Source organism: Edaphobacter aggregans DSM 19364 (genome assembly GCF_000745965.1).
GTDB classification, from domain to species: domain Bacteria; phylum Acidobacteriota; class Terriglobia; order Terriglobales; family Acidobacteriaceae; genus Edaphobacter; species Edaphobacter aggregans.
Genome location: NZ_JQKI01000002.1, coordinates 80097 through 104141 on the forward strand (window position 1 = coordinate 80097; position 24045 = coordinate 104141).

Consider the following 24045-nt stretch of genomic DNA (forward strand, 5'->3'; position numbering starts at 1 on the left):
TTGTGGCGCCTCTCTCCTTGAGAAGCGGAACAATTGGGACCAATCCTGACGCCGTGCGCCAGAACTGGTGGACCGGACAAGGGTGAACTCCGAACCATTGCCGGAGTGCCTTCGAGCAGACAAAATTCCGTAGGCCCGATGCAACGTTTTGCGGCGACCACGAATCGCCGCGCAGCGTAACAAAGACAGACGTGAGGTGTTGCGCAAAAGGTTGCAGCAGGCACCGTGTAATCGGGAGTCCAAACCGGTCTCTCAGCCGGGGCTCTGCCAATTCACTTACAGCAAGTATAGTGCCGCAACCCTTTCTGCTTGACACTGGTACTTTGGTGGTATGCAGGACAAGCGAAAAGGAGCCATGAAATGAACGTTTTAGTCACAGGTGGGGCAGGTTATATCGGAGGTACGGTAACCCGTCTTCTGCTTGCAGCGGGTCACAAGGTAACCGTTTACGACAATCTCTGCCACAGCCGCCGCGAGGCCCTCGCCGAGGGCGCACGCTTTGTCGAAGGCGACCTCGCCGATCGCGCGCTGATTGAGTCCACACTTCGCGAAGGACGCTTCGACGGAGTCATGCACTTTGCTGCACTCATCGAGGCCGGCGAGAGCATGAAGCGCCCCGAGCTCTACTTCCGCAACAACACCATGGCAACGCTCACGCTGCTTGAAGCCATGCTCGCCACCGGCCACGACCGCCTCGTCTTCAGTTCCACCGCGGCCTGCTACGGCGAGCCCGTATCGACGCCGATCACCGAAGACGCGCGCCTGCTCCCCACCAACGCCTACGGCGAGAGCAAGCTGCTGGTCGAGCAGATGCTCACCTGGATGAACTGCATCCACGGCCTCCGCTATGCCAGCCTGCGCTACTTCAATGTCGCCGGAGCCATCGACGGCTACGGCGAGGCGCACGAGCCCGAGTCGCACCTGATCCCGCTCATCCTCGACGTTGCACTGGGACGTCGCGCGAGCATCAAGATCTTCGGCCAGGACTACCCCACCAAGGACGGCACCTGCATCCGCGACTACATCCACGTCCGCGATCTCGCCGACGCGCACTTCCTCGCGCTCAACGCGCTCCACCAGCACAGCCGCCTGATCTACAACATCGGCAACGGCCAGGGCTTCACTGTGCGCGAGGTCATCGACTCGGTACGCCGCGTTACCGGGCGGCCCATCGCAGTGGAGGAGCACGGCCGTCGCCCCGGAGACCCCGCCGTCCTCGTCGCAAGCTCGGAGAAGATCAAGGCCGAGCTGGGCTGGAACCCGAAGTTCGCCGAACTCGACCAGATCATCGCGAGCGCGTGGCAGTGGCACCAGCGCCGCTACGCCTGAGACGCACACACCGGGCCGCGGGCATCGAACCTCACTTAAGGAGCTCTCCCGTGATCGACAGCATGTTCCATCTGCAACTGCCGCTGATCGAGAAGATCCTGCGGCCCATCCTCGTCTATCTCTGCCTGATCCTCTTTCTGCGACTGTTCGGCAAGCGGGAGCTGGCACAGCTCAATACGTTCGACCTGATCGTGCTGCTGTGCCTCTCGAACACCGTGCAGAACGCGATCATCGGCGACGACAACACGGTCAGCGGAGGCATCGTCGGAGTCTTCTCGCTGCTGGGCATCAACTTCCTGCTCACCCGGCTCCTCTTCCGCTTTCCAAAGCTGAACCGAGTGCTTGAGGGTAAGGAGACCGTGCTCATCCGCCACGGCAAGGTGGATCAGGACGCAGTCAAACGAGAGGCCCTCACCGAGCTCGAACTCAAGACCATCCTGCACAAGGAGGGCCTCAACGATTATTCTCAAGTCGAACTCTGCGTCCTCGAGCCCGGCGGTAACTTCTACGTGGATGAGGCCGACCCTCTAGCGGAAGGCCGCCAACGCAGCGAGATTCTTCGCGACATCAAGGCGCTCACAGCCGAGGTGCAGGAGCTGAGGTACCTGCTGGCGGCGCGCCGCTGATCCGAGCGCCTCAGCGTTGCGTCGGTCCGGAGACCAGCTTGCTTATCGCATGGCGATAGCGCTCCGGCGGCTCGGCCAGCTGCGAGTCCCGAACCGCGGCCCGATACCCGCCCATGTAGATCGAATACATCACCGCCAGCGCGCATCCCACCCCGAAGGCAAAGCCCAGGAAGAACCCGACGCCGATCGACCAGAACATTGTTGTGGAAGACATTCTCCTCCGATTGTATCGGCACCACTTGGCGCCTGTGACATGATGTGGCATGCGAGATAAGCGAACCAAGCGCGTCGCCTCTCCTGAAATAAATACAGATCATCCAAAGCACCGGACATTTGCCCTACCGTCCTGTTGCCGCTCGCGCGAGCCATAGCGTACCTTTTTGTGGTAGTGCCGAAGATCAGTGGAGGATGTTGCGTGACGGTGATTCAGGAAGGAACGGCGAATCTGGACTCGAGCTTGCGGGAGAACAGGGTCTTTGAGCCCTCACAGGAGTTCCGCTCCAAAGCTCACATCTCCAGCATCGAGCAGTACGAGCAGATGTATCGCCGCAGCATCGAGCATCCTGAGGAGTTTTGGGCCGAGGCCGCATCCGAACTCGAGTGGTTCGCGCCCTGGACCAAGGTCCTGACCCCCGGCCGCGACGGCTCCGGTCTCGGAGCGAAGTGGTTCGCCGGCGGCAAGCTCAACCTCTCGCACACCTGCGTCGATCGCCACGCCAAAGGCGCACGCCGCGACAAGATTGCCCTGCTCTGGGAGGGCGAGCCCGGCGACGTCCGCAGGCTCACCTACGCCGACCTCCACGCCGAGGTGCAGCGCTTCGCCAACGTCCTCAAAGGCCTCGGAATCAAAAAAGGCGACCGCGTCGCCATCTACATGGGCATGTGCCCGGAGCTTGCCATCGCGCTGCTCGCCTGCGCCCGTATCGGCGCGGTGCACTCGGTCATCTTCGGTGGCTTCGCCGCCCACGCCATCGTCGATCGCGTCAATGACTCAGCCTGCGTCGCCGTCATCACCCAGGACACCTCCTACCGGCGCGGCACCGAGATCCACCTCAAGAAGATCGTCGACGAGGCGCTCGCGAAGTGCCCCACCGTGCAGCACGTCGTCGTCTATCGGCGCAGCGGGACCCCGGTCAACATGAAGCCCGGCCGCGACCTATGGTGGGACGAATCCATGCTCACCGCAGAAAAAGAGTGCGCGCCCGAGTGGATGGACGCCGAGGACCCACTCTACCTGCTCTACACCTCCGGAACCACCGGCAAGCCCAAGGGCCTGCTCCACACGACGGGCGGCTACGCGGTCCAGACCTACCTCACCGCGAAGTACATCTTCGACCTTCACGACGACGATGTCTTCTGGTGCACCGCCGACATCGGCTGGGTCACTGGCCACAGCTACGTCGTCTACGGCCCGCTGCAGAACGGCGTCACCGTGATGATGTACGAGGGCGCTCCCAACTGGCCCGAGAACGATCGCTTCTGGAAGATCATCGACGCCCACAAGGTCACCATCTTCTACACCGCGCCCACAGCCATCCGTGCCTTTACTAAGTGGGGCGTCGAGTGGGTGCGCAAGCACTCACTCTCGTCACTCCGTCTGCTGGGTACCGTCGGCGAGCCCATCAACCCCGAGGCGTGGATGTGGTTCCACCGCGAGGTCGGCCACGAGCGCTGCCCCATCGTCGATACCTACTGGCAGACTGAGACCGGCTCCGCCATGATCGCGCCCATCCCCGGCGCCGTCCCCACAAAGCCCGGCTCGGCAACACGGCCCTTCTTCGGAATTGTGCCTGAAGTAGTTACAAAAGAAGGCGAGCCCGTTCCCGACGGCAAGGGCGGCCTGCTCGTCTTTCGCACCCCCTGGCCATCCATCGCCCGCACCATCTACGGCGATCCCGAGCGCTACGAGCAGTCCTACTGGTCTGAGATTCCCGGCAGCTACTTCACCGGCGACGGCGCCCGCCGCGACCCCGACGGCTACTACTGGCTCATGGGACGCGTGGACGACGTGCTCAACGTCTCCGGTCACCGCCTCGGAACCATGGAGGTCGAGTCCGCCCTCGTCGCGCATCCCAAGGTCGCCGAAGCCGCCGTCGTCGGCCGCCCGGACGAGCTCAAAGGCCAGGCGATATGCGCCTTCGTCACCCTCGAGCAGGGCCACACGGTCTCCGACGAGCTCAAGCAGGAGATTCGCCAGTGGGTCGCGAAAGAGATCGGAGCCCTCGCCCGGCCCGACGACGTCCGCTTCACCGACGCTCTCCCCAAGACGCGCTCCGGAAAGATCATGCGCCGCCTGCTCCGCGAACTCGCCACCACCGGAGAGGTCAAAGGGGACACAACGACGCTTGAAGACTTCGCCGTAATAGCCAAACTGCGCGAGAATGAAGAGTGAAAAAGGCACGAGACCTGCCGCGGAAAGTGTCTGAGCGTTGCCTCTGACGGCGACGTTTGAGGTAATCTATCGCCATGACCGTCCAACTCAGTCCCGAGCTCGAGGCGCTTGTCCGGCAGGACGTGGAGCGCGGGCCGTATCGCAGCGTCGATGATTTCGTCGAGCAGGCCGTCAAAGAGCTGCACGACCGCGAGCAGTGGTTGGCCGACCACCGAGATGAAATACGCGCGAAGATCGAAGAAGGCTGGGCTTCAGCCGAGCGCGGCGAGTTGATCGACAGTGAACAACTGAAACGCGAGATGAAGGGGATGAAGGCAGACTGGCTGGCAGAGCGCAAGGGTGCCTGAACCGTACTTCATCACATCACCCGCTCGAAAGGATCTTAGGGCGATCTGGCAGTATATTGCCGCAGACAGCGTGTCTGCGGCTGACGATGTAGAAACGGCAATCTACCGGGCTTTCGATCTGCTTTCGGCCATGCCAATGCTCGGCCATCAACGACGAGAATTCACAAGTCGGCCTCTCCGGTTCTGGCTTGTGAATCCATACAAGAGCTATTGCATTGTTTTACGATGCAATAGCGCGGCCAATTCGCATCGTTCGTATCCTACACGCAGCTTTAGATGCCAAAGTTCTTCTCAGATCGTTTTTGCAGCCCTAGCGCAGATTCGTCCGCGGCTTCGTCGGCAGCGTGAAGTGAAACGTCGTGCCTTTGCCCGGAGTGCTCGTCGCCCAGATGCGCCCGCCGTGCTGGTTCACGATGCTCCGGCAGATCGCGAGGCCGAGCCCTGTCCCGCCGAGTGTCCGCGTATCGGAGGCGTCGCCCTGCTGGAAGCGATCGAAGATATTCTCCAGCTTGTCCTCCGGAATGCCGTGGCCCTGGTCGCGTACCTCGAACAGAGCCTCCTGGTCGTCCAGGTTGCGTGCTGTCAGATGAATCTCGCAGCCCGGCGCAGAAAACTTGATCGCGTTCGAAAGCAGATTGCTCAGCGCCTGCAACACGCGGTCCGGGTCTGCCCACACCATCACTCCGTTCGCCGCGTAGAAGATTCTCGCCGCCGGCTTCGGCGTGCGGGCCTGCTGCGCGCTGACTGCCTTTCGCAGCAGATCCTCCGCGCTCACCATCGTCGAGTGCAGCTCGCTCTTGCCGCTCTGGATGCGCTCGAGGTCCAGAATGTCGTTCACCAGCCTCACCAGCCGGTCCGTATTGTTGATGGCAATGTCCAGCATCTGGCGCGACTTCTCCGGCCGTGCCTCCAGAGCTCCTCCGGCCAGCAGACCCAGCGCCCCCCGCAGCGACGTCAGCGGCGTGCGCAGCTCGTGCGACACCGTCGAGATGAACTCGTCCTTCATCCGGTCCAGCGCCCTTCGCTCCGTCGTATCCGTAAACGCCACGACCACGCCCACCGCCCGCGCCTCGCCGCCCTCGCCCGAGTAGGTATCGATCAGCGGCCTCGAGACATACTCCACCGGTAAGCACGTGCCGTCCTTGCGCCAGAAGACCTCGTCGACCACACGTGCCGTGCCGAAGTTCGACAGGCTCTTGCGGATCGGCGACTCCTCCAACAGGTATGGCGTTCCATCCGCCTTCGTATGGTGGATCAGGTTGTGCATCACCCGGCCCAGCATCTCTTCCTGCTTGTAGCCCAGCATCTGCGCGGCGGCGGCGTTCACCACCGTCACCTGCCCTTCGAGGTCAATGCAGAAGATGCCGTCGCCCACCGACTCCAGGATCGAGTCCGACTGCCGCGTCAGCGTGCGCAGCCTGCCCTCGGCCCGCACCTGCTCCGTGATGTCGACGCCGAAGCCCAGCACATACGGCGTCCGTCCCGGCGCTGCAATCAGCTTGTTGCGATACGCGATCACGCGAACCTCGCCGTCGGCGTGCTCCAGATGCAGCATCCCCTGAGCCTCGCCCGTGTCGGCGATCGCCTTCATGTAGTCGTCGAGCGCGCCGCGCCGCTCCACCGGAACGAACTTCGTCAGCGCGCTGCCTACCATCTCCTCCACCGTGCGTCCCACGGTTGAGGCGCCGTGCGCATTCAGCGACAGCAGCTTGCCCTTCATGTCGTGCGTGAACACCATGCCCAGCGAGCCTTCGACCAACTGCCGGTACCGTGCCTCGCTCTCACGCAGCGTTGACTCCGCAGCCCTCTGCGTCGTCACATCGATTCCCGTCGCAATGATGAACGCCACCTGCCCCTGCGCATCTCTGAGCGCCGTCGCCGACCACGCGATTCTCCGCAGGCTCCCATCGCGGTTCAGCCACTGGTTCTCGAACTCCGCCGGGAACGCGCCGTTGCGCAGCTGCTCGAAGGTCTCGATCGCCTCCGGGATCTCGTGCCGCGGAATCAGGCGGTCCCACGTGTAGCGGCCCACCAGCGTGGCAAAGTCGTACCCCGAGGCCATCTCGCAGGCGCGGTTGAAGCGCACGATGCGCCCCGCCGTATCGAACACCGCCACCAGCGCGCCGATCGTGTCCAGCACAGCCGAGACAAAGTTCCGCTCCACCGTCAGCGCCGACTCGATCCTGCGCTGCGACCGCGCCGCGCGATCCATCTGCCGTATGCGTCCGTTCAGCTCCAGCCGCGTCATCACCTGCCGGCTCAGGATGCTCAGAGCATTCGACTGCGCCTCGGTCAGCCGGCGCGGATGACGGTCCACCACCGCAAGCGTGCCGATATTCACCCCTGCCGGCGTCGACAGCGGAGCCGCGGCATAAAAGCGATACGCCCGTCCCTCCAGCAGAATCCCGTCCGGCGCGAAGTCCTGGTCCAGCCGCGCGTCTGGAATCTCGTACACCGTGTCGCCCTGGATCGTCGTCTCGCACGGAAGCACGCCGAGCGAAAGCTCCGTCACATCCACTCCCACGCGCGACTTCAGCCACATTCGGTCCGAGCCCACCAGGCATAGAAACGCTATCGGCGTATCGCAGAGCTGCGCCGCCAGACTCGCGAGGTCGTCAAGGACGGGGTCGCTCGCCGTATTCAGCACCTCGTACTGCTCCAGGGCCTGGTTCCGGAGTGCTTCGTCTTTGACCAGAAGTGCATTCATCTTGCTTCTCGAATCCTAGGAGATCGACATGGCCTTTCGCACTGCTACTTTTGGTGTAGCAATACGGCTAAGGCTTTGGAAGCACACAGCATTCGCCCGCTGCCGGTGGCTCGTTCGCGCTTGCGTCCAGCGCCACTTTCCAGCTCCCATCGGCCATCTTCTTCCACACCGTCATGTAGCGCCCGGAGATCACCACCGGCTGGCCGTTTTTGTCCTTCGAGCGGCCCTCATAGCGCCCCCACGTAAACCCCATGTCGTTCGAAGGACCCATCTGCGCTCCCTGCGGCGTCCAGGTCAGCTGATACTCCTTGGGGTCCCACCCCGCCTGCGCTGCAATCGCCGCTCGCCCCGTCACCGCCGGCTGGCCGTTATTCAGAGTAACGCCGTCGTCGGCAAACCAGCTTGCGAACGCCTTGCCGCCGCCCTCGGCTACCGCCTGAGCGAACTTGCCCTCAAGCTCCATCAGCAGAATCACGCCCGGCGAAAGCGTCGGCTGCGTCAGCGGACTCACTGCCGCTGGCCTCTGGCTCAGCCCATCGAGAGACGACGCTCCCGGAGAGACCTGTGCCTCGATCCGGCAGGCTGACAGCATCAGTCCCAGGAACACGAGCGTGACGCAGAAATATCCTGATTCGTTTCGTTTCAACATGACAGACCTCGGGTAGAGCGCTTCAAATATCAGTGCAAACTCTTTGCTCTTCCGTACGAAGATCGTCTGCTCTCTTTCCATACGGAGCTTGATCTCTCGCCGGAACGTCACCACTGCGGGTGAAAGCTCTTTATACAGCAAAACACGCCGCCGAGCGCCTGTGGAAGCTGTTCACGGGTACTCGTCCGTACCCTCCGGCTGATATGCTTTCGCGAAGTGACCACCCGCATCTCCGACCGAACGCTGATCGCCTCCGCCGCGCTGCTGCTCGCGGCTGGAATCCTCCTTGCAGTCCTCTCCACGGCGCACCAGCCCGCCGCAACCCCATTCCGCTGGCTCGGCATAGCCGTCTTTGCCGTCTTCGCCCTCCGCCGCGGCACCATCACCCCGTGGATCTTCGTCGCCATGGTTGCCGGTGCCGAGCTCGGCTTCGACGCTCCGCACCTCGCCGTCAGCCTGCGCGTCTTCAGCGACATCTTCCTCCGCCTCATCAAGACCATCGTCGCCCCGCTCATCTTCGCCACCCTCGTCACCGGAATCGCCGGCCACGGCGACCTCAAGGGCGTCGGCCGCATCGGCATCAAGAGCCTCATCTACTTCGAAGTCGTCACCACGCTGGCCCTCTTCGTCGGCCTGGCCGCCATCAACATCAGCCGCGCCGGTGTCGGGCTCTCCCTCTCCGCCGCCACCGCAGCCGGGGCAGCCGCGCCCGCTGAGGCTCCCCCCGCCACCCACTGGCAGGACTTCCTCCTCCACATCGCCCCGGAGAACATCGCAAAATCCGTCGCCGAGGGCCAGATCCTCCAGGTCGCCGTCTTCGCCGTCTTCTTCGGCGTCGCCCTGGCCCTGCTCAACGAGCAGAAGCGCGCTCCCATGCTCGCCCTCTGCGAGAGCCTCAGCGAGGTGATGTTCAAGTTCACCAACATCGTCATGTACTTCGCCCCCATCGGCGTCGCCGCCGCCATGGCCTACACGGTCGGCCACATGGGCCTGGGAGTCCTGGTCAACCTCGGCAAGCTGCTGCTCACCGTCTATGGCGCCCTGCTCGCCTTCGGCCTCTTCGTCCTTCTCCCCGCCGCGCTCCTCTTCCGCGTGCCCGTCCGACGCTTCCTCTCCGCCGTCGCCGAGCCCGCCACCGTCGCCTTCGCCACCGCCGCCAGCGAGGCCGCCCTCCCCCGCGCCATGGAGTCCATGGAGGCCCTCGGCGTCCCCCGCCGCATCGTCGCCTTCGTCATCCCTGCCGGCTACAGCTTCAACCTCGACGGCTCCACCCTCTACCTCGCCGCTGCCAGCATCTTCGTCGCCCAGGCCGGAGGAATCCATCTCTCCATCGGCCAGCAGATCGTCATGATGCTCACCCTCATGCTCACCAGCAAAGGCGTCGCCGGAGTCCCGCGAGCCACGCTCGTCGTCCTGCTCGCCACCGCCTCCACCTTCGGCCTCCCCTCAGAGCCCATCTTCGTCCTGCTCGGCATCGACGCCCTCGCCGATATGGCCCGCACCACCGTCAACGTCGTCGGAAACTGCCTGGCCTCGGTCGTCGTCGCCAAATGGGAGGGCGAGTTCGCCACCGAGCCCATCAGCGAGACCGTCCTAGAAGGAATGGCCGAGTAATCCCGCAGCAATCGCAGAGTAAGATGCGCCCGGGATGGCCAAGTGAGCAGATCCCGGCCATATTTCATCTCACGCCGCCATCCCAACTTACGCCGTCATTCTGAGCGCAGCGAAGAATCTCGGGTAGTGGGCCAGTTTGAACTCCAGGGCATCCAGAGTTACCTATAACCAACGTTTCTGGGGAAGATCGTGCCCGGCGATCCCGCTCTGCCAAATTCGCTTTAAGCGGGCAAGACGCCACGCGCTCGGAGGATTTCCTGGATAAGCCAATCAATGAGGTTGTAATTCCCGATACCTGATTGAGCGAGGAGTGTATCCGCCTTCGAGTGCTTGATGTGGACCTTCGCCCCGGCCTCGTCTACCAGTTCATAGTCGTCCGCTCTGCCGGTCCCCTTGAACCTTACGAACAAATGAGCCTCGAGCACATCGGCGGCTCTTACAGGTTCAGAACTCATGATCTGCCAATACCCTCGCGAGAAACCAAGGTTGTTTACAACGGAAGGCCCGAGGATGAGATTGGTCGCAGCCAGCGCCGCTGGTGCAGGGCGGTCAAAGCCCATCGCGTCGTAGACGTATACGAGATTCAGCTCGAAGCCTAATCCAAAGAAGCTTGCTTTCTTGATCAATCGACCCCAGAGGAAACGCCGGCAGCCGGAGAGAGACGAAATATGTCTCCCACCTTCGCTCTCTGGCGCTTGTCAGTGAGGCGGATGGCCGTGCATTCGTTCGCTTCTTCCATGCTCTTGAGAACGCGCATCGATGGAAGGATAGCAGCCGCAAACGGAAAGATGTTCGCTGGTTCCCGAGGTGTCGGGTTTTCGGAAACTTCACTCATTCACTCCAAACTGACCCACTACCGAATCTCAGTAGTTTGCTTGACGCCACAAAGCTCCGGTGCGCCGTTTCCGCGCCGTTTCTGCGCCGTTCCAGCCCCTGTCCCTGGTCGCGCCAGCGGTCAAAATCTTGTCAAGCCCTAAATAGGCGTAAACAGCAGAAAATAAAAGAAATATAAGTTGCCGATTAATTACCCTCCATTCGCTATACTGGTAACATAAAGAAAAAAGGGCAGATTCGCGAGGGCACGTCTTCTTCAGAAGTAGTGCGCTAAAGCCAATGGAATCAATATTTTTGCCGTTAAGTCCTTTCGATGCAATATTTTGCCCTGTTGAAATCCAGTAAGTTATTGAATGCAATGGTCTTTCAGATTAAGAGGGGGAGGGGGGCACCAGCGCGCAGACTGCGCTCACCTCTTGTGGCTCGCCCCAGTCAGATAACGGGCCATCAAAGAAGCCTCACCGCCAGAAGATACAATTAAAGCTTGTCCGGGAGAACACCTCCAAGAGCCTCCTCGCAGCATCCCATCTATGCTGCAAGGAGCAGGAAAGCACTTCGATGAACGGGATTCTGAAGAAGATCAAATCGCCGGCCGACGTTAAGCGGCTGTCGATGGTCGAGTTGGGGCTTCTCGCTGAAGAGATTCGCGAGCGCCTGATCACTGGAGTCGCCAAAACCGGCGGACACATTGGGCCGAACCTCGGCGTCGTCGAGCTGACCATCGCCCTTCACTACGTCTTCGACACACCAACTGACAGCTTCGTCTTCGACGTCAGCCACCAGGCTTACGTGCACAAATTGCTCACCGGCCGCGAGAGCCGCTTCGACACCATTCGTCAGCCCGGCGGTCTCAACGGCTTCATGCTCCGCACCGAAAGCGAGCACGACAGCTACGGCGCAGGACACGCCGGAACCGCTCTCAGCGCCGCGCTCGGAATGGCCGTCGCCCGCGATCTCGCCGGCGGCAAGGAGCACATCGTCGCGCTCGCAGGCGACGCTGCCTTCACCAACGGAATCTCGTTTGAGGCGCTCAACAACATCGCCGCGCAGACGCGCCGCCTGATCGTCGTCCTCAACGACAACGACTGGTCGATCGACAAAAACGTCGGCGCCATCGCCGAGTACTTCCACAAGATCACGGCGAACACGACCTACAGCAACCTGCACGACAAAGCCGCCGGTCTGATCGAAAGGTTCGGCGGAAAGGCCGCCCGCCATGTCGCCCGCAAGGCCGAAGAAGCGGCAAAAGGCCTCATCGGCCCCGGAATGCTCTTCGAGGAGTTCGGCCTCAGCTACTACGGACCGATCGACGGGCACAACATGGCGCTGCTTATCGAGACCTTCCAGTTCCTCAAGCAGCACAACAAGCCCGTCGTCCTCCATGCGATCACGCAGAAGGGACGCGGCTTTCAGCCTGCGCTCGAGAAGCAGAAAAAGTTCCACGGCCTCGGACCCTACGATCCCGAGTCCGGCGAGACAAAATCCGCGGGCCAGAAGACCTACTCCGAGATCTTCGCCGAGAGCCTGACGAAGCTCGCCGACCAGAACGACAAGGTCGTCGCGATCACCGCGGCGATGCCCAACGGAACCGCGCTCGATCACTTCCGTCCACATCATCCGACGCGCTACTTCGACGTAGGCATCGCGGAAGAGCACGCAGTCATCTTCGCCGCCGGAATGGCGACCAAAGGCTACAAGCCCTTCTGCGCCATCTACTCGACCTTCCTGCAGCGAGCCTTCGATCCCGTCGTTCACGACGTCTGCCTGCAGAACCTTCCCGTCGTCTTCTGCATGGATCGCGGCGGCCTCAGCGGCGACGACGGCCCAACGCATCACGGACTCTTCGACATCAGCTACCTTCGCAGCGTCCCCAACCTCATCCACATGGTTCCCAAGGACGAGGACGAACTGCAGGACATGATGTACACCGCGATGTTGCACAAAGGCCCATCCGCAATCCGCTACCCGCGCGGAACCGGACCCGGAGCAGCCATAAAGGCGCAGCCCGTCGCTCTCGAGATCGGCAAGGCCGAGGTGATCACCAGTCCCAGCCGCACTGACGTCGCCATCCTTGGTCTCGGAGCCATGCTTCCCGAGGCGATTCGCCTCAGCGAGGTGCTCGAGCGCGAAGGCTTCCACGCTGCGGTCATCAATCCGCGCTTCGCCAAGCCGGTCGATCGCGACTGCCTCGCCGACTTCGGCTCGCGCGCAAAGCTGCTGATCACCCTCGAAGATCACGTCCTCGCCGGAGGCTTTGGCTCAGCCGTTATGGAGACGTTGAACGAACTCGACCTCAACGTCCCCGTCGTGCGCATCGGCTGGCCGGACGAGTTCATCGAGCACGGCAAAGTAGAAGCCCTTCGCGAAAAGTACGGCGTCACCGCTGAGGCAGCGCTCGAGAAGGCCAGACCGCACCTCAACCGCCTGATGGAGCAGGTTCTGGCGAAGCACTCCTGAAAAATAAACAGAGAGAGACATTCCGTCGCTCTCCCTTCCCAGGACGGGGCGTTGACATTTAGCGCGGGTCACCGTCAACTGAAAGTCTGATGGCTTCGCAGAGCGAACCGATGGGCGACCGCAGAGCAGTCCCTGTGCTGCAGGAGGCTGAGGCTGAGGTTCGCGCCCATGCGCATCACGATCGCGGGCTGCTTGCGATCGGCCTGTTCAAGCTGGGAAAGGCGCTCCTGTTTTTTTCGCTGGGCATCGGCGCCATTCATCTGCTGCACAAGGACCTCGGCGACGAGATCCTTCGCCTCGCCAAGGACCTGAAGTTCGACCCCGAGAGCAGGATTGTCACCCTGATCCTCAATAAGGCGGACCTGATTGACGACCATCGGTTAAAGCTGATCAGCCTGGGAACCTTCGCATACTCGGTGCTGGCTCTAGCTGAAGGCATCGGTCTGATGCTGGAAAAGGCCTGGGCTGAATACCTGACGCTACTTCTGACCATCTCGTTTCTGCCGTGGGAGCTTTATGAGCTGTCGCGCCACCTAAACTGGTTCCGGCTCACATTGCTGCTGATCAACCTTGCGGTGCTGTGGTACCTGGTCTTGCTTCTGAAGAAGAAGAGTGAGACCAATGAAGCAACGAGAGGCGGCAGAACCCGCCGCCCAAGCTAAAGGGACTCCGCCCCGATTCCAAAGCCGGATATCCAATTCCTTGCGAGGATCAGTGGCGCGGTTTGCCGCTGTATTCGCCTTTATTTCGCCTACCAGAGGAAGATTCAGCTTCGCAAGTAACGGACTTGCTATGAACCAACTTCATCAACACAACCTGTAGTGGTTACCTTCTGAGCTTACCCAATTTACTGGCTTATTCACAGCCCATTGTGGGAATGACGCCGAAGTATCACAATTTCTCGCTTTACACCGCATCTGCGCTGGGTGACTATGTGGACGGAAGTGGTCAAAAGTGGAATGAAAGGGACCAACTCAAGTAAGATTTGAGAGAAGTCTACCCCTCCGAAGCCCTTCCGAAGGATTCAAGATGCAACGGGTATCGAGGTTGTCATGTTTCGGGGAAATCACCCAACGCGCGTGGACGAGAAGGGCCGGCTGAAGCTTCCAGCCGAGTTCAAGCGCAGGGTCGATGAGCTGTACGGGCCTCAGTTTTACATCACGAGCAAGGACGGGAAGCGGGCAGAGATTTATCCGCTGAAGGAGTGGGAAAAGATCGAGGAGAAGCTGGCCGCGATCCCTTCCATGAACCCGGCAAAGAAGAAGTTTCTGGACGTAACGAACTATTACGGCCAGATGGCAGAGATGGATGCGCAGGGACGGCTGCTGATGCCGCAACTGTTGCGAGAGTCGGCGAAGGTGGCAGGGGAAGTCGTTGTTCTGGGAGTTCAGACGTTCCTCGAGGTTGTGAACCACGACTCGTTCAAGGCTGAGTTGGAAGCGCAGCCGATGACCGAGGCCGACCAGATGGCGCTGTCGGAGTTCGGATTGTAGGAAGTTGGCCCCCAGGGGCAGCACAGAGGGCGGGAAGAGATGAGTAAACCGCAGCATGTGCCGGTTCTTTTAGACGAAGTAATGCAATACCTCAATGTGCGGCCAGGCGGAGTCGTGGCCGACGCCACGCTGGGACTCGCAGGGCACTCTTTGGAGATTGCCCGGAGGCTTGGGCCGAAGGGAAAGCTGATCGCGTTCGATCGCGACCCGGAGGCGATGGAGCTGGCGAAGGCGAGGCTCGAAGAGCTTCACCGCGAACTCGGTGAGGCGATGCCGGAGATTCGGCTGGTGCCGAAGGCGTTCTCCGAGGCGGCGAACGAGATCGAACCTGCGAGTCTGGACGGCCTGCTTGCGGATATAGGAGTCAGCAGTCTGCAGCTGGACGAAGCGCACAGAGGATTTAGTTTTCGGTCGGATGGACCGCTGGACATGCGGATGGATACGCGCAGCGGCGAGACGGCCGAGCAGGTGGTAAATCAGGCGGACGAAGAAGAGCTCGCCAACCTGATTTACGAATTCGGAGAGGAAAGGAGGTCGCGGAGAATCGCCAGAGCCATTGTGAGGGCCCGGCCGATTACGACGACAGCGGAATTGGCAAGAGTCGTATCGGCCGCGGCCCCAGCAATGAAAGGCGACAAGATTCATCCGGCGACCAGGACCTTTCAGGCGCTTCGAATTCGTGTGAACAACGAGCTGGGAGAGATCAGGATGCTGCTGGAGAGCGCGCCATCTCTTCTGAAGCCGGGCGGAAGGCTGGTGGTGATCAGCTTCCACTCGCTGGAGGACAGGATCGTGAAGGACGCGCTCCGGGAGGCCAGTCGTAACAAGGTATTTGAGGTTTTGACCAAGAAGCCGGTCGTGGCCGGCGAAGAAGAAGAACGCAGGAACCCGCGGTCGAGAAGTGCGAAGCTGCGGGCAGCAATAATGGTTTGAGTACGGATTTTGCTCCATATTGCGAGGAGCAGGCAAGTGATCGGACCGGGGTTGTCCCACCGTGCTTTCAGGCGAAAGACAACCCGTAACAAAAAGTCCCTTCCTCTATCAGCAACCCCGGTCCGGTTTCGCTTCTGAGGAGTGGCAAGAGAACCAGAGAAGAGTGAGAGGTGCACGATGGCGACGTCGGCGATGGCAGGACACGAGATAGAGATGATGGGAGCGGCAGCAAAGTCGCAGCGGCGCGGGGAGTCGCTCGCGGAACGCAACCGCGCACTGTTTGAGGCGCAGCGCAAGGCGCGCCGTGGCCCCACGCCCGAGGTCTTCTTTGCCAAGCACATCGACAACACGCGCCTGGTGAAGGCCGACGATCCGGAGCGTCGTCGCGAGATGCGGCAGTTCTCCGCAGTGATGAGCATGCTCTTCGTGCTGGTGATGGTCTATGTATGGCAGCACTTCCTGGCCATCGAGATCGGGTATCGCGTCGAGGCGCAGAAGCAGCAGGTGGAGCAGCTGCGCGAGGAGAATCGCCAGCTTCGTCTCTCCGAGGCGCAGCTCACCGATCCTGAGCGCATCGACAAGATTGCGAAGCAGTTGGGCCTCGACGCGCCGCAGCCCGGACAGGTTGTGCGTCCCGACGGAAGTGAGTCGAACGCTCCGGTGTGGGCGCAGGCAAAGGCTCCGGCGTTGGGGTCGCGATAGGCGGACGAGTCAGCAATTCAGCGAATCAGTGAAGACAGGGTAACGATGAACAAGGCGCCACGGCAGACGTTGACCGCTCCCATCCGGAGGATTCGGTTCGTCTATGTGGCGCTCTTCTTTTGCTTGTGGACTGCGGCGATTGGGCTGCGGCTGGTGTGGCTGCAGGTCGTACGGCACAGCGACTTTGTGGAACGCGCGGCAAAGCAGCAGCAGCGGACCTTCGAAGTGGCTCCGCGGCGCGGTGTGCTGTACGACCGCAACCTGAAGGAGCTGGCGATGACGGTGCTCGTCGACAGCATCTATGCCGTGCCGAGTGAGCTGGGAGAGAACCGTGCATCGACGGCGGAGATTCTGGCCAAGATCGTCCACGCCGATCCTCGTGACAACTTCACGTCGCAGCAGCAGATGCTGGCGCGCTTCAATGCCTCACGCAACTTCGCATGGGTAGCGCGCAAGGTGGATGTAGAGACGGCCACGCGGATTCGCGAGCTCAATCTGAAGGGCGTTTACTTTCAGAAGGAGTTCAAGCGCTTCTATCCGAATAACGATCTCGCCGCGCAGGTGCTCGGCTACGTCGGCACGGACGATACGGGTCTTGGCGGGATCGAGCGCGAGTTTGACGAAGAGATGCATGGCACGCCGGGCCATGTGCTGACTGCGATCGACGCGAAGCGCCATGTCTACGGTAGCGAAGAGAGCCAGCCAATGCCGGGTGAAAACCTGGTACTCTCGATCGACGCCAATATTCAGTACATTGCTGAGCGCGCTTTGGATGCGCAGATGGAGAAGATGAAGGCGGCACACGGCACGGTGGTGGTACAGGACCCGCACACGGGCCAGATTCTCGCGCTTGCCATTGCGCCGCGCTTCAATCCGAACGACCAGCGCCATATGGATGCCAGCGTCCTCAAGAACCTCGCCGTGAGCGATGTGTATGAACCCGGATCGACGTTCAAGCTACTAACCTATGCAGCGGCACTCGACGCTGCCGGAGTGCAGCCGACCGATATGGTCGACTGCCAGGGCGGCACCCTGACGATGTATGGACGCACGCTGCATGATGATAAGTCTGACGGTCACCTTGGACTGGTGACGGTGCAGTATGCGCTGGAGCGCTCAAGCGACGTGGGCGCCGCGAAGATGGCCTTGAAGCTGGGCAATCAGAAGTTCTACGAATATATGCGATCTTTCGGTTTCGGGGACCGCTCCGGGATCGAACTGCCGAGCGAGACGCGCGGCCTGCTGCGTCATCCCCGCAAGTGGGACGCGACCAGCATCCTGTCGCTTGCGATCGGCCAGGAGATCGGCGTCACGCCGGTGCAGTTGGTAACGATGGTCAGCACGATTGCCAATGGCGGCGTCTACATGCCTCCGCATGTGCTGCTGCAGTCTACCGACCAGATGAAGGGCGATCCGAGACTCAAGCCCATTGCATTCCGGCCGGCGAATCAGTTGCCGCCCATGCTGCCGGATGGAGCGCATCGCGTCATCAAGGAGATCTCCTCGGCGAAGATGCGGATGATGATGCAGGGCATCGTGACCGAAGGCACAGGCAGGCGGGCTGCGCTGAATGGATACAGCGCTGCGGGAAAGACGGGAACGGCGCAGAAGATCGATCCGGCGACGCACACCTACTCGCACACCAAGCTCGTGGCCAGCTTCGCGGGCTTTGCGCCGGTTAGCAGCCCGTCGATCTCTGTGGCGGTGGTGATCGATACTCCGACGGTGGGTACGCGCTATGGAGCCGAGACAAGCGCGCCGGTATTTGCCGAGGTCGCGCAGCAGGTCCTTGAGTATCTGGGAGTGCCGCACGATCAGCCGCTCAAATCGAGAAAAGAGCAGACCCTTTTGGCCCAGACCGAACTCGTCGACGATTCACTGGACGATAACGGCGCGAACCTCAATGCGATGTTCGCCGATATTAACGACCTGCCGCAAGACGATCCCCTGCGCGCGCAGATAAATGGCGTATCCGCAGACGATGGGAAGCCGGTTGCGGCGAAGGTGGACGCACCACCTGCCGCGGTCCGAGCAGGCTCGGATAAAGGTGCAGGGAAGGGATCGCGCATCTTGAATTTGCTGCCGCAGAACGTGCTGACCGCCTTTCATGCAGGCGGTGACGCAGGCTCCTCGGCCGCGCTTTCAGCGCCAAAGGTTGTCCCCGCGAGCCAGACGCGCGGCGATGGCGGAGTGGTCGTGGATGCAGGCCGTCGCGTAGCCGTACCTTCCTTTGAAGGAGCATCGCTCCGCACCGTTGTTGAGAGAGCCGATGGCGCAGGCCTGAGGGTGCAGCCAGTCGGCAGTGGCTTAGCGAGGGAGCAGGTGCCTACCGCGGGAACGATGGTTCCGGCGGGAACCGAGGTCGTTGTGCGCTTCGCGCGATAGCCGGGCTCGGTGCGGTGTGTGGACGATCCCCGGCAGCTTAGAATCGGTGGATATGAACTGGAACGATGTTCTGTGCGAGATGGCGACTCTGAAGTGCGCTGAGTCGCCGGTGGAGATCGCCGGGGTGCAGTACGACTCACGCCGCGTGCATCCCGGCGATCTCTTCGTCGCGATGCGTGGCGGCAGTGCCGACGGAAATCGATTCATCGACGCGGCCATCGCACAGGGCGCAGCAGCGGTAGTGACGGACTCTTCGGAAGCCTACGAAGCGTTGCGGCAGAAGCATGGCAGCCTCGGCGCGGCGCTGGTGGAGCACGGGCGCCGTGCGCTCGCCGAGGCCAGCTCCGCGGTCTTCGGGCACCCGCAAAAGCACTTGGCGCTAAGCGGCGTGACAGGAACCAACGGGAAGACGACGACCGCGTTTTTGCTCGAATCGATGCTGCGCAGCGTAGGGCGCAGATGCGTGCTGATTGGCACCATCGAGACGCATGTGGCCGGTGAGGTGCGCCAGTCGCCGCATACAACGCCTGAGTCGCGGGATGTAGTCGAGCTCTTCGCCGACGGAGTGAAGGCGGGCGCGAGCGAGGCCGTGATGGAGATGTCGAGCCACGCGCTCGAGCAGGAGCGCGTGTGGGGACTGCCCGTTGAAGTTGCCATCTTCACCAACCTTACGCAGGATCACCTCGACTATCACGGAACGATGGAGCAGTATTTTGCCGCGAAGGCTCGCTTATTCGAAGGCGTGGGCACGCCACCTCCGCGCCTTGCTGTGGTGAACACCGACGATCCGTATGGAGCGCGGCTGGCTGCCGGAATCGAGCGGTCGCAGCTGGTGCGCTATGGTATGAGCGCCGATGCGGACTTCCGCGCCGAGAGCATTCAGATGCACGCCGGCGAGACGTACTTTCGCATGTCGACTCCTGCTGGTGTGGCGGAGATACGCTCTCCGCTGACCGGGCGGGTGAATGTCTACAACCTGCTGGCGGCGAGTGCGGCGGCCTGGGCGCGCGGTTTGAAACTCGACGAAATTGTTCAGGCTGCCGCTGCGAGCGCACAGGTGCCTGGACGGTTTGAGGTAGTGCCTTCGACGAATGGCGTGACCGTCGTGGTCGACTATGCTCACACGGATGATGCGCTGCGAAACCTGATTACACTGGCCCGTGAGCTGGTGCGGGAGCGCGGGGGCCGCGTCATTACGCTCTTCGGCTGCGGCGGAGATCGTGACCGCACAAAGCGTCCGCGTATGGGACGCGCGGCGGGCGAGGGAAGTGATTTGGTCGTGCTGACGAGCGACAATCCGCGCAGCGAAGATCCCAGCGCGATCATCGCAGAGGCGCTGGCAGGAGTGAAGGAGACCGGGACCGAGTGCATCACCGAAGAGAATCGCGCGAAGGCCATTGCTCTTGCGATTCGTGCAGCACAACACGGCGATCTTGTTCTGATCGCCGGCAAGGGACACGAGAAGGTGCAGGAACTGAAGAACAAAGCGGTGCCATTCGATGATGTTGCGGTTGCTGCCGGCGTGTTGAAGGAGATTGGATGAAGCTTACGTTGGGCCAGATTGCTGACTGGATTCATGCTGAGGGAGATTTCGACACCTCGGCCGAGGCTCAGGGATATTCGATCGATTCGCGAACCGTTGGTGCCGGCGAGCTCTTCTTCGCGGTGAAAGGCGAGCGGTTGGACGGACATGATTACGTTGCTGCTGCGCTTGCTGATGGTGCCGTTGCGGCAGTCGTGGGCAACCAGTGGATCGTGCCTGCGGAGGTGGATGCCGCGAAGCTGCTTCGCGTAGCCGAGTGCGACGACTGCGTTCTGCTTGCGCTGCAGCGGCTTGCCCACGCGGTGCGGCGCGAATGGGGCGGCCGGGTGATCGGCGTTACCGGTTCGGCCGGCAAGACCACCACAAAGGAAGCTGTAGCGCAGGTGCTCAGCGCCAAGTTCCTCGTGTTGAAGTCGGCGGGAAATCTGAACAATGCCTTCGGGGTTCCGTTGCAATTGCTTCGGCTCGAACGCGAGCACGAGGTCGCGGTGCTTGAGATGGGAATGAATCACGCCGGTGAGATTGCGGCGTTAGCGAGGATCGCCGAGCCGGACTGGGCCGTCGTCTCCAACGTCGCGCCGGTCCACATGGAGTTTTTCCCCGACGGCATTGCCGGAATCGCTCGCGCGAAGTACGAACTGGTCGAGGCGTTGTCAGCCGATGGCGTCGCCTTGCTGAACGCGGACGATCCTTACGTGAAGGAGTTCGGCCGCGGCATGGGAGACCGGGCCATGTTTTACGGCACGAATGCTGAGTCGCAGGTTCGCGCGGAGAACATCGCAGAAGCTGGAGTTAAGGGTATTCGTTTTGATGCAGTTGTTGCTGACGTCCGCGAGCCTGTGCAGCTGAAGTTGATGGGCCGCCACAATGTGCTGAACGCGCTCGCTGCGATCGCCGCGGGTGTCCGAAGCGGGATGAGCCTGAAGGAGTGCGCGGAGGCGGTTGCCGGGTTGCGTCCAGCGGATAAGCGCGGCGAGGTGCTACGGTGGCGCGGCACGACGCTGATCAACGATTGTTACAACTCCAACCCACGCGCTCTGGATGCGATGGTGGACGCACTGATGTCGACGCCGGGCAAACGCCACATTGTGATCGCCGGCGAGATGCTGGAGCTTGGTTCCGAGAGCGCAGCATTACACGCAGCCTGCGGCCAGCGAATGGCAACACGCGGCGTGGATGCGGTGGTTGGAGTCAGAGGCGAAGCGGAATCCCTGGCAGATGCTGCGCGGGAAGGTGGCGTCGAAGCCATCTTCGCCCAGACACCGGAGGAGGCCGGCGCGTGGCTGCGGGCTCACGTGCGAGCGGGCGATGTCGTGCTTCTGAAGGCGTCGCGCGGCGTTCGGTTGGAGCGCGCCCTTGCAGACCTCGGAGATTGAAGCCCGACGGGATAGAGTTTGGTTCGCGGTTGAAAATGCCACGAAGCACGCATGGAGCCTGTTAATATACGATCTAGCCCGCTGTCTGCCGCGCTGACGGCAGCTGCCTATCTTGTGAATTCCATCGAAGGCGGACGTTTTGCTCTATTGGCTGCTGTATCAAAAGCTGTTTCCCTACTTTCGCCTGTTTCGCATCTTTCGCTACCTCACGTTTCGCACGGTCTTTGCGAGCCTGACGGCGCTGCTGATCGGTCTGCTGATTGGCCCGTACGTTATTGAGCGGTTGCGGGAGTTCCAGATCGGCCAGTACATTCGCGAGGAGGGACCGCAGTCGCACCAGAAGAAGAGCGGAACACCGACGATGGGCGGCGTGCTGATCTGCATCTCGATCCTGGTTCCGACTCTGCTGTGGTCCGATCTTTCGAACCCGTTTGTGTGGCTGGTGATGTTGTCCACGCTGGCCTTCGGCGCCATCGGATTCGCCGACGACTACATTAAGGTAGTGCATCGCCGGAACCTGGGCCTGACGGCCCGTGCGAAGCTGGGGCTTCAGATGCTTGCGAGTGCCGGCGTCGCCGTTACTCTGCTGCACATGGAGGTTCACGGAGGTTACTCCACGAAGCTGATGTTCCCGTTCTTCAAGCGCTTCCGTCCCGATCTCGTGTGGGAGTGGCTGGGTCAGATTCCGCATCTGCACTGGCTGGCATTTCTGCCGTTCGTTGTCTTTGTGATGCTGGTCATCGCGGGCGCAAGCAATGCTGTCAACCTGACCGACGGGCTCGATGGCCTGGCGATCGGCTGCACCATCGTCGCCGCCGGAGCGCTGACCGTTCTGACCTACGTGAGCGGTCACGTCGTCTTCTCCGACTATCTGGAACTGCAGCGCATGCCGATGGTTAGCGAGCTGACCATCTTCTGTGGAGCGATGGTGGGGGCGAGCATTGGATTTCTCTGGTACAACGCGCATCCTGCGGAGATCTTCATGGGCGACGTCGGCTCGCTCGCTCTTGGCGGCGCGATTGGTACGGTCGCTGTCGTCATCAAGCAGGAGCTGCTGCTGCCGTTCATCGGCGGCGTCTTTATCCTGGAGGCGCTCAGCGTGATGCTCCAGGTTGGAAGCTATAAGCTGCGCAACGGGAAGAGAATCTTCAAGATGGCTCCGCTCCATCATCACTTCGAACTGCTGGGCTGGTCCGAGTCGAAGGTGATCGCGCGGTTCTGGATTCTGGCGCTGATCTTTGCGCTGCTTGCTTTGACGACGTTGAAGTTGCGGTAATGCCTGTGATCTGATTGAGAGCGCTATGGATCTGAAAAACAAAAGGGTGTTGGTGGTGGGGCTGGGAAAGTCGGGGATCTCGGCGGCGATGTTTCTTCGTCGTCAGGGTGCTCGAGTTACGGTGAGCGACGCGCGCAGCGCGGTGGCTTTGGCGAAGGAGATTCCGGCGCTGCTGGATGCGGGGATCATGGTCGAGAGCGGCGGACATGGTCTGCTAACCTTTCGCCGTCAGGATCTGATCGTCATCTCTCCGGGTGTTCCGCTCGATACGCCTGAGGTGAAGCAGGTGATCGGTTACGGAATGCCGGTGATCGGTGAACTGGAACTGGCCAGCCGCTTTCTCAATGGGCGCGTTGTTGCGATTACGGGCTCGAACGGTAAGACGACGACGACGACGCTGATCGGCAAGATCCTGAAAGAGGCTGGTCTTCCGACGCTTGTGGGCGGCAACATCGGAACGCCAGTCATTGATCTTGTTGCGGAGAGTACCGGCGAGAGCATCGACATACTCGAGGTCTCCAGCTTTCAGTTGGAGACGATCGAGCAGTTTCGTCCCTGGATTGCTGTGGTGCTGAACATTACTCCGGATCATCTCGATCGGCATGGCAGCTTCGAGAACTACGCCGCGATGAAGGAGCGCATTACGGAGAACCAGCAAGCCGAGGACTTCCTGGTTTTGAACGCCGAGGACAAGTCGACGCAGATGGTCGCGGCCAAAACGAAGGCGCAGATCTTCTGGTTCAGCCCGCGGCGGCCGATCAAGCAGGGTGCGTTCGTGCATGGCGAGAGCATCGTCTTTGTGCCGCGCGAAGGGGCGAAGGCCGAGCCGATTATGCCGGTCGCGGAGATTCCGCTGAAGGGCTCGCATAACGTGGAGAACGTTCTGGCTGCAATCTGCGCGGCGCGGCTTGCGGGCGCTCCTGCGGAGAAGATTCGTGCCTCGGTGCGGAGCTTCAAGGCGGTCGAGCATCGCCTCGAGTTCGTCGGCACGGTTCAGGGAGTGGAGTACTTCAACGACTCCAAGGCTACGAACGTCGATGCCGCGATGAAGGCGGTCTCGTCGTTTCCGAGCGGCATTCATCTGATCCTCGGCGGCAAGGATAAGGACTCCGATTACACGCTGCTGGGACCGCTTCTGCGGGAGCGGGTGAAGGCTGTTTATACGATTGGTTCAGCCGCGGAAAAGATTGAGCGTGAGCTTCACGGAGTCGTGAAGATGGTGGGAGCGGGAACGATCGACGTGGCTGTGCACGAGGCGAGCAAGGCCGCGGTTCCCGGCGATGTTGTGCTGCTGGCTCCGGCCTGCTCGAGCTTCGACCAGTTTGAAAACTACGAGCATCGCGGGCGGACCTTCCGGCAAATCGTGAGCGAGCTGAGCTAGC

Annotated in this window: 20 protein-coding genes and 1 pseudogene; 16 read left to right on the forward strand and 5 right to left on the reverse strand. The window is 61.4% G+C overall.

What is annotated here, in order from left to right:
- Positions 1–360: 360 nt before the first annotated feature.
- Together galE and Q363_RS03150 are read left to right on the forward strand one after the other, a co-directional pair.
- On the forward strand, positions 361–1329 hold the full coding sequence (gene galE, locus Q363_RS03145) for a UDP-glucose 4-epimerase GalE (RefSeq protein WP_035347864.1): 969 nt from the start codon (positions 361–363) through the stop codon (positions 1327–1329).
- 50 nt (positions 1330–1379) lie between these two features.
- On the forward strand, positions 1380–1955 hold the full coding sequence (locus tag Q363_RS03150; RefSeq protein WP_035347865.1) for a DUF421 domain-containing protein: 576 nt from the start codon (positions 1380–1382) through the stop codon (positions 1953–1955).
- 10 nt (positions 1956–1965) lie between these two features.
- Here the strand turns inward: Q363_RS03150 and Q363_RS03155 are convergent, their stop codons facing one another.
- Positions 1966–2169, reverse strand: a complete 204-nt coding sequence (locus Q363_RS03155; protein ID WP_245632009.1) for a hypothetical protein — start codon at positions 2167–2169, stop codon at positions 1966–1968.
- 201 nt (positions 2170–2370) lie between these two features.
- Here Q363_RS03155 and acs point away from each other — a divergent pair, with 201 nt between their 5' ends.
- The 3 genes and pseudogenes from acs to Q363_RS46045 all read left to right on the forward strand — a co-directional run.
- The gene (acs, locus tag Q363_RS03160) at positions 2371–4347 is read left to right on the forward strand and encodes an acetate--CoA ligase (RefSeq protein ID WP_245632010.1); all 1977 of its coding nucleotides are present in this window, start codon (positions 2371–2373) and stop codon (positions 4345–4347) included.
- 74 nt (positions 4348–4421) lie between these two features.
- Entirely contained in the window at positions 4422–4694 is a 273-nt protein-coding gene (locus tag Q363_RS03165; protein WP_035347867.1) for a ribbon-helix-helix domain-containing protein, read from the forward strand.
- Positions 4687–4905 (forward strand): annotated as a pseudogene (locus Q363_RS46045) (type II toxin-antitoxin system RelE/ParE family toxin); the annotation flags it as partial. The gene Q363_RS03165 and the pseudogene Q363_RS46045, both read left to right, overlap by 8 nt.
- A gap of 99 nt (positions 4906–5004) precedes the next feature.
- Here the strand turns inward: Q363_RS46045 and Q363_RS03170 are convergent.
- Both Q363_RS03170 and Q363_RS03175 read right to left on the reverse strand, forming a co-directional pair.
- Positions 5005–7401 carry a PAS domain S-box protein gene (locus tag Q363_RS03170; protein ID WP_035347868.1) on the reverse strand — a complete coding sequence of 799 codons (2397 nt, stop codon included), beginning with the start codon at positions 7399–7401 and terminating at the stop codon, positions 5005–5007.
- A gap of 67 nt (positions 7402–7468) precedes the next feature.
- A complete protein-coding gene (locus Q363_RS03175; protein ID WP_051978332.1) occupies positions 7469–8050 on the reverse strand; it encodes a YybH family protein in 582 nt (193 codons plus the stop codon).
- Between the two features lie 216 nt (positions 8051–8266).
- Between Q363_RS03175 and Q363_RS03180 the strand changes: the two genes are divergently transcribed.
- The gene (locus Q363_RS03180; RefSeq protein ID WP_051978294.1) at positions 8267–9664 is read left to right on the forward strand and encodes a dicarboxylate/amino acid:cation symporter; all 1398 of its coding nucleotides are present in this window, start codon (positions 8267–8269) and stop codon (positions 9662–9664) included.
- Between the two features lie 221 nt (positions 9665–9885).
- On the opposite strand, the gene Q363_RS03185 is transcribed toward Q363_RS03180, so the two are convergent.
- Both Q363_RS03185 and Q363_RS03190 read right to left on the reverse strand, forming a co-directional pair.
- Entirely contained in the window at positions 9886–10290 is a 405-nt protein-coding gene (locus Q363_RS03185; protein WP_035347869.1) for a hypothetical protein, read from the reverse strand.
- On the reverse strand, positions 10287–10499 hold the full coding sequence (locus Q363_RS03190) for a hypothetical protein (protein WP_035347870.1): 213 nt from the start codon (positions 10497–10499) through the stop codon (positions 10287–10289). The genes Q363_RS03185 and Q363_RS03190 overlap by 4 nt, the downstream gene beginning before the upstream one ends.
- 557 nt (positions 10500–11056) lie before the next feature.
- Here Q363_RS03190 and dxs point away from each other — a divergent pair.
- The 10 genes from dxs to murD all read left to right on the forward strand — a co-directional run bounded on the left by dxs (position 11057) and on the right by murD (position 24044).
- Positions 11057–12955, forward strand: coding sequence for a 1-deoxy-D-xylulose-5-phosphate synthase (dxs, locus tag Q363_RS03195; protein ID WP_035347871.1), 1899 nt, complete (start codon positions 11057–11059; stop codon positions 12953–12955).
- An 89-nt stretch (positions 12956–13044) separates the two neighbouring features.
- Complete coding sequence (locus Q363_RS03200; protein WP_245632011.1) at positions 13045–13617, forward strand: DUF2127 domain-containing protein; 573 nt, start codon at positions 13045–13047, stop codon at positions 13615–13617.
- A gap of 390 nt (positions 13618–14007) precedes the next feature.
- The gene (locus Q363_RS03205; RefSeq protein ID WP_035347872.1) at positions 14008–14448 is read left to right on the forward strand and encodes a division/cell wall cluster transcriptional repressor MraZ; all 441 of its coding nucleotides are present in this window, start codon (positions 14008–14010) and stop codon (positions 14446–14448) included.
- Positions 14449–14487: 39 nt separating this feature from the next.
- A complete protein-coding gene (gene rsmH, locus Q363_RS03210; protein ID WP_035347873.1) occupies positions 14488–15381 on the forward strand; it encodes a 16S rRNA (cytosine(1402)-N(4))-methyltransferase RsmH in 894 nt (297 codons plus the stop codon).
- A 177-nt stretch (positions 15382–15558) separates the two neighbouring features.
- On the forward strand, positions 15559–16083 hold the full coding sequence (locus Q363_RS03215; RefSeq protein WP_035347874.1) for an FtsB/FtsL family cell division protein: 525 nt from the start codon (positions 15559–15561) through the stop codon (positions 16081–16083).
- 45 nt (positions 16084–16128) lie between these two features.
- Positions 16129–18468: a penicillin-binding protein gene (locus Q363_RS03220; RefSeq protein WP_035347876.1), complete on the forward strand. Its 2340-nt coding sequence runs from the start codon at positions 16129–16131 to the stop codon at positions 18466–18468.
- A 52-nt stretch (positions 18469–18520) separates the two neighbouring features.
- Positions 18521–20011: a UDP-N-acetylmuramoyl-L-alanyl-D-glutamate--2,6-diaminopimelate ligase gene (locus tag Q363_RS03225; RefSeq protein ID WP_035347877.1), complete on the forward strand. Its 1491-nt coding sequence runs from the start codon at positions 18521–18523 to the stop codon at positions 20009–20011.
- A complete protein-coding gene (locus Q363_RS03230) occupies positions 20008–21387 on the forward strand; it encodes a UDP-N-acetylmuramoyl-tripeptide--D-alanyl-D-alanine ligase (protein WP_035347878.1) in 1380 nt (459 codons plus the stop codon). Before Q363_RS03225 ends, Q363_RS03230 begins: the two co-directional genes overlap by 4 nt.
- A 139-nt stretch (positions 21388–21526) precedes the next feature.
- Complete coding sequence (gene mraY / locus Q363_RS03235; RefSeq protein ID WP_035347879.1) at positions 21527–22663, forward strand: phospho-N-acetylmuramoyl-pentapeptide-transferase; 1137 nt, start codon at positions 21527–21529, stop codon at positions 22661–22663.
- A 25-nt stretch (positions 22664–22688) separates the two neighbouring features.
- Positions 22689–24044 carry a UDP-N-acetylmuramoyl-L-alanine--D-glutamate ligase gene (gene murD, locus Q363_RS03240; RefSeq protein ID WP_035347880.1) on the forward strand — a complete coding sequence of 452 codons (1356 nt, stop codon included), beginning with the start codon at positions 22689–22691 and terminating at the stop codon, positions 24042–24044.
- The last annotated feature ends 1 nt before the right edge of the window (position 24045 follow it).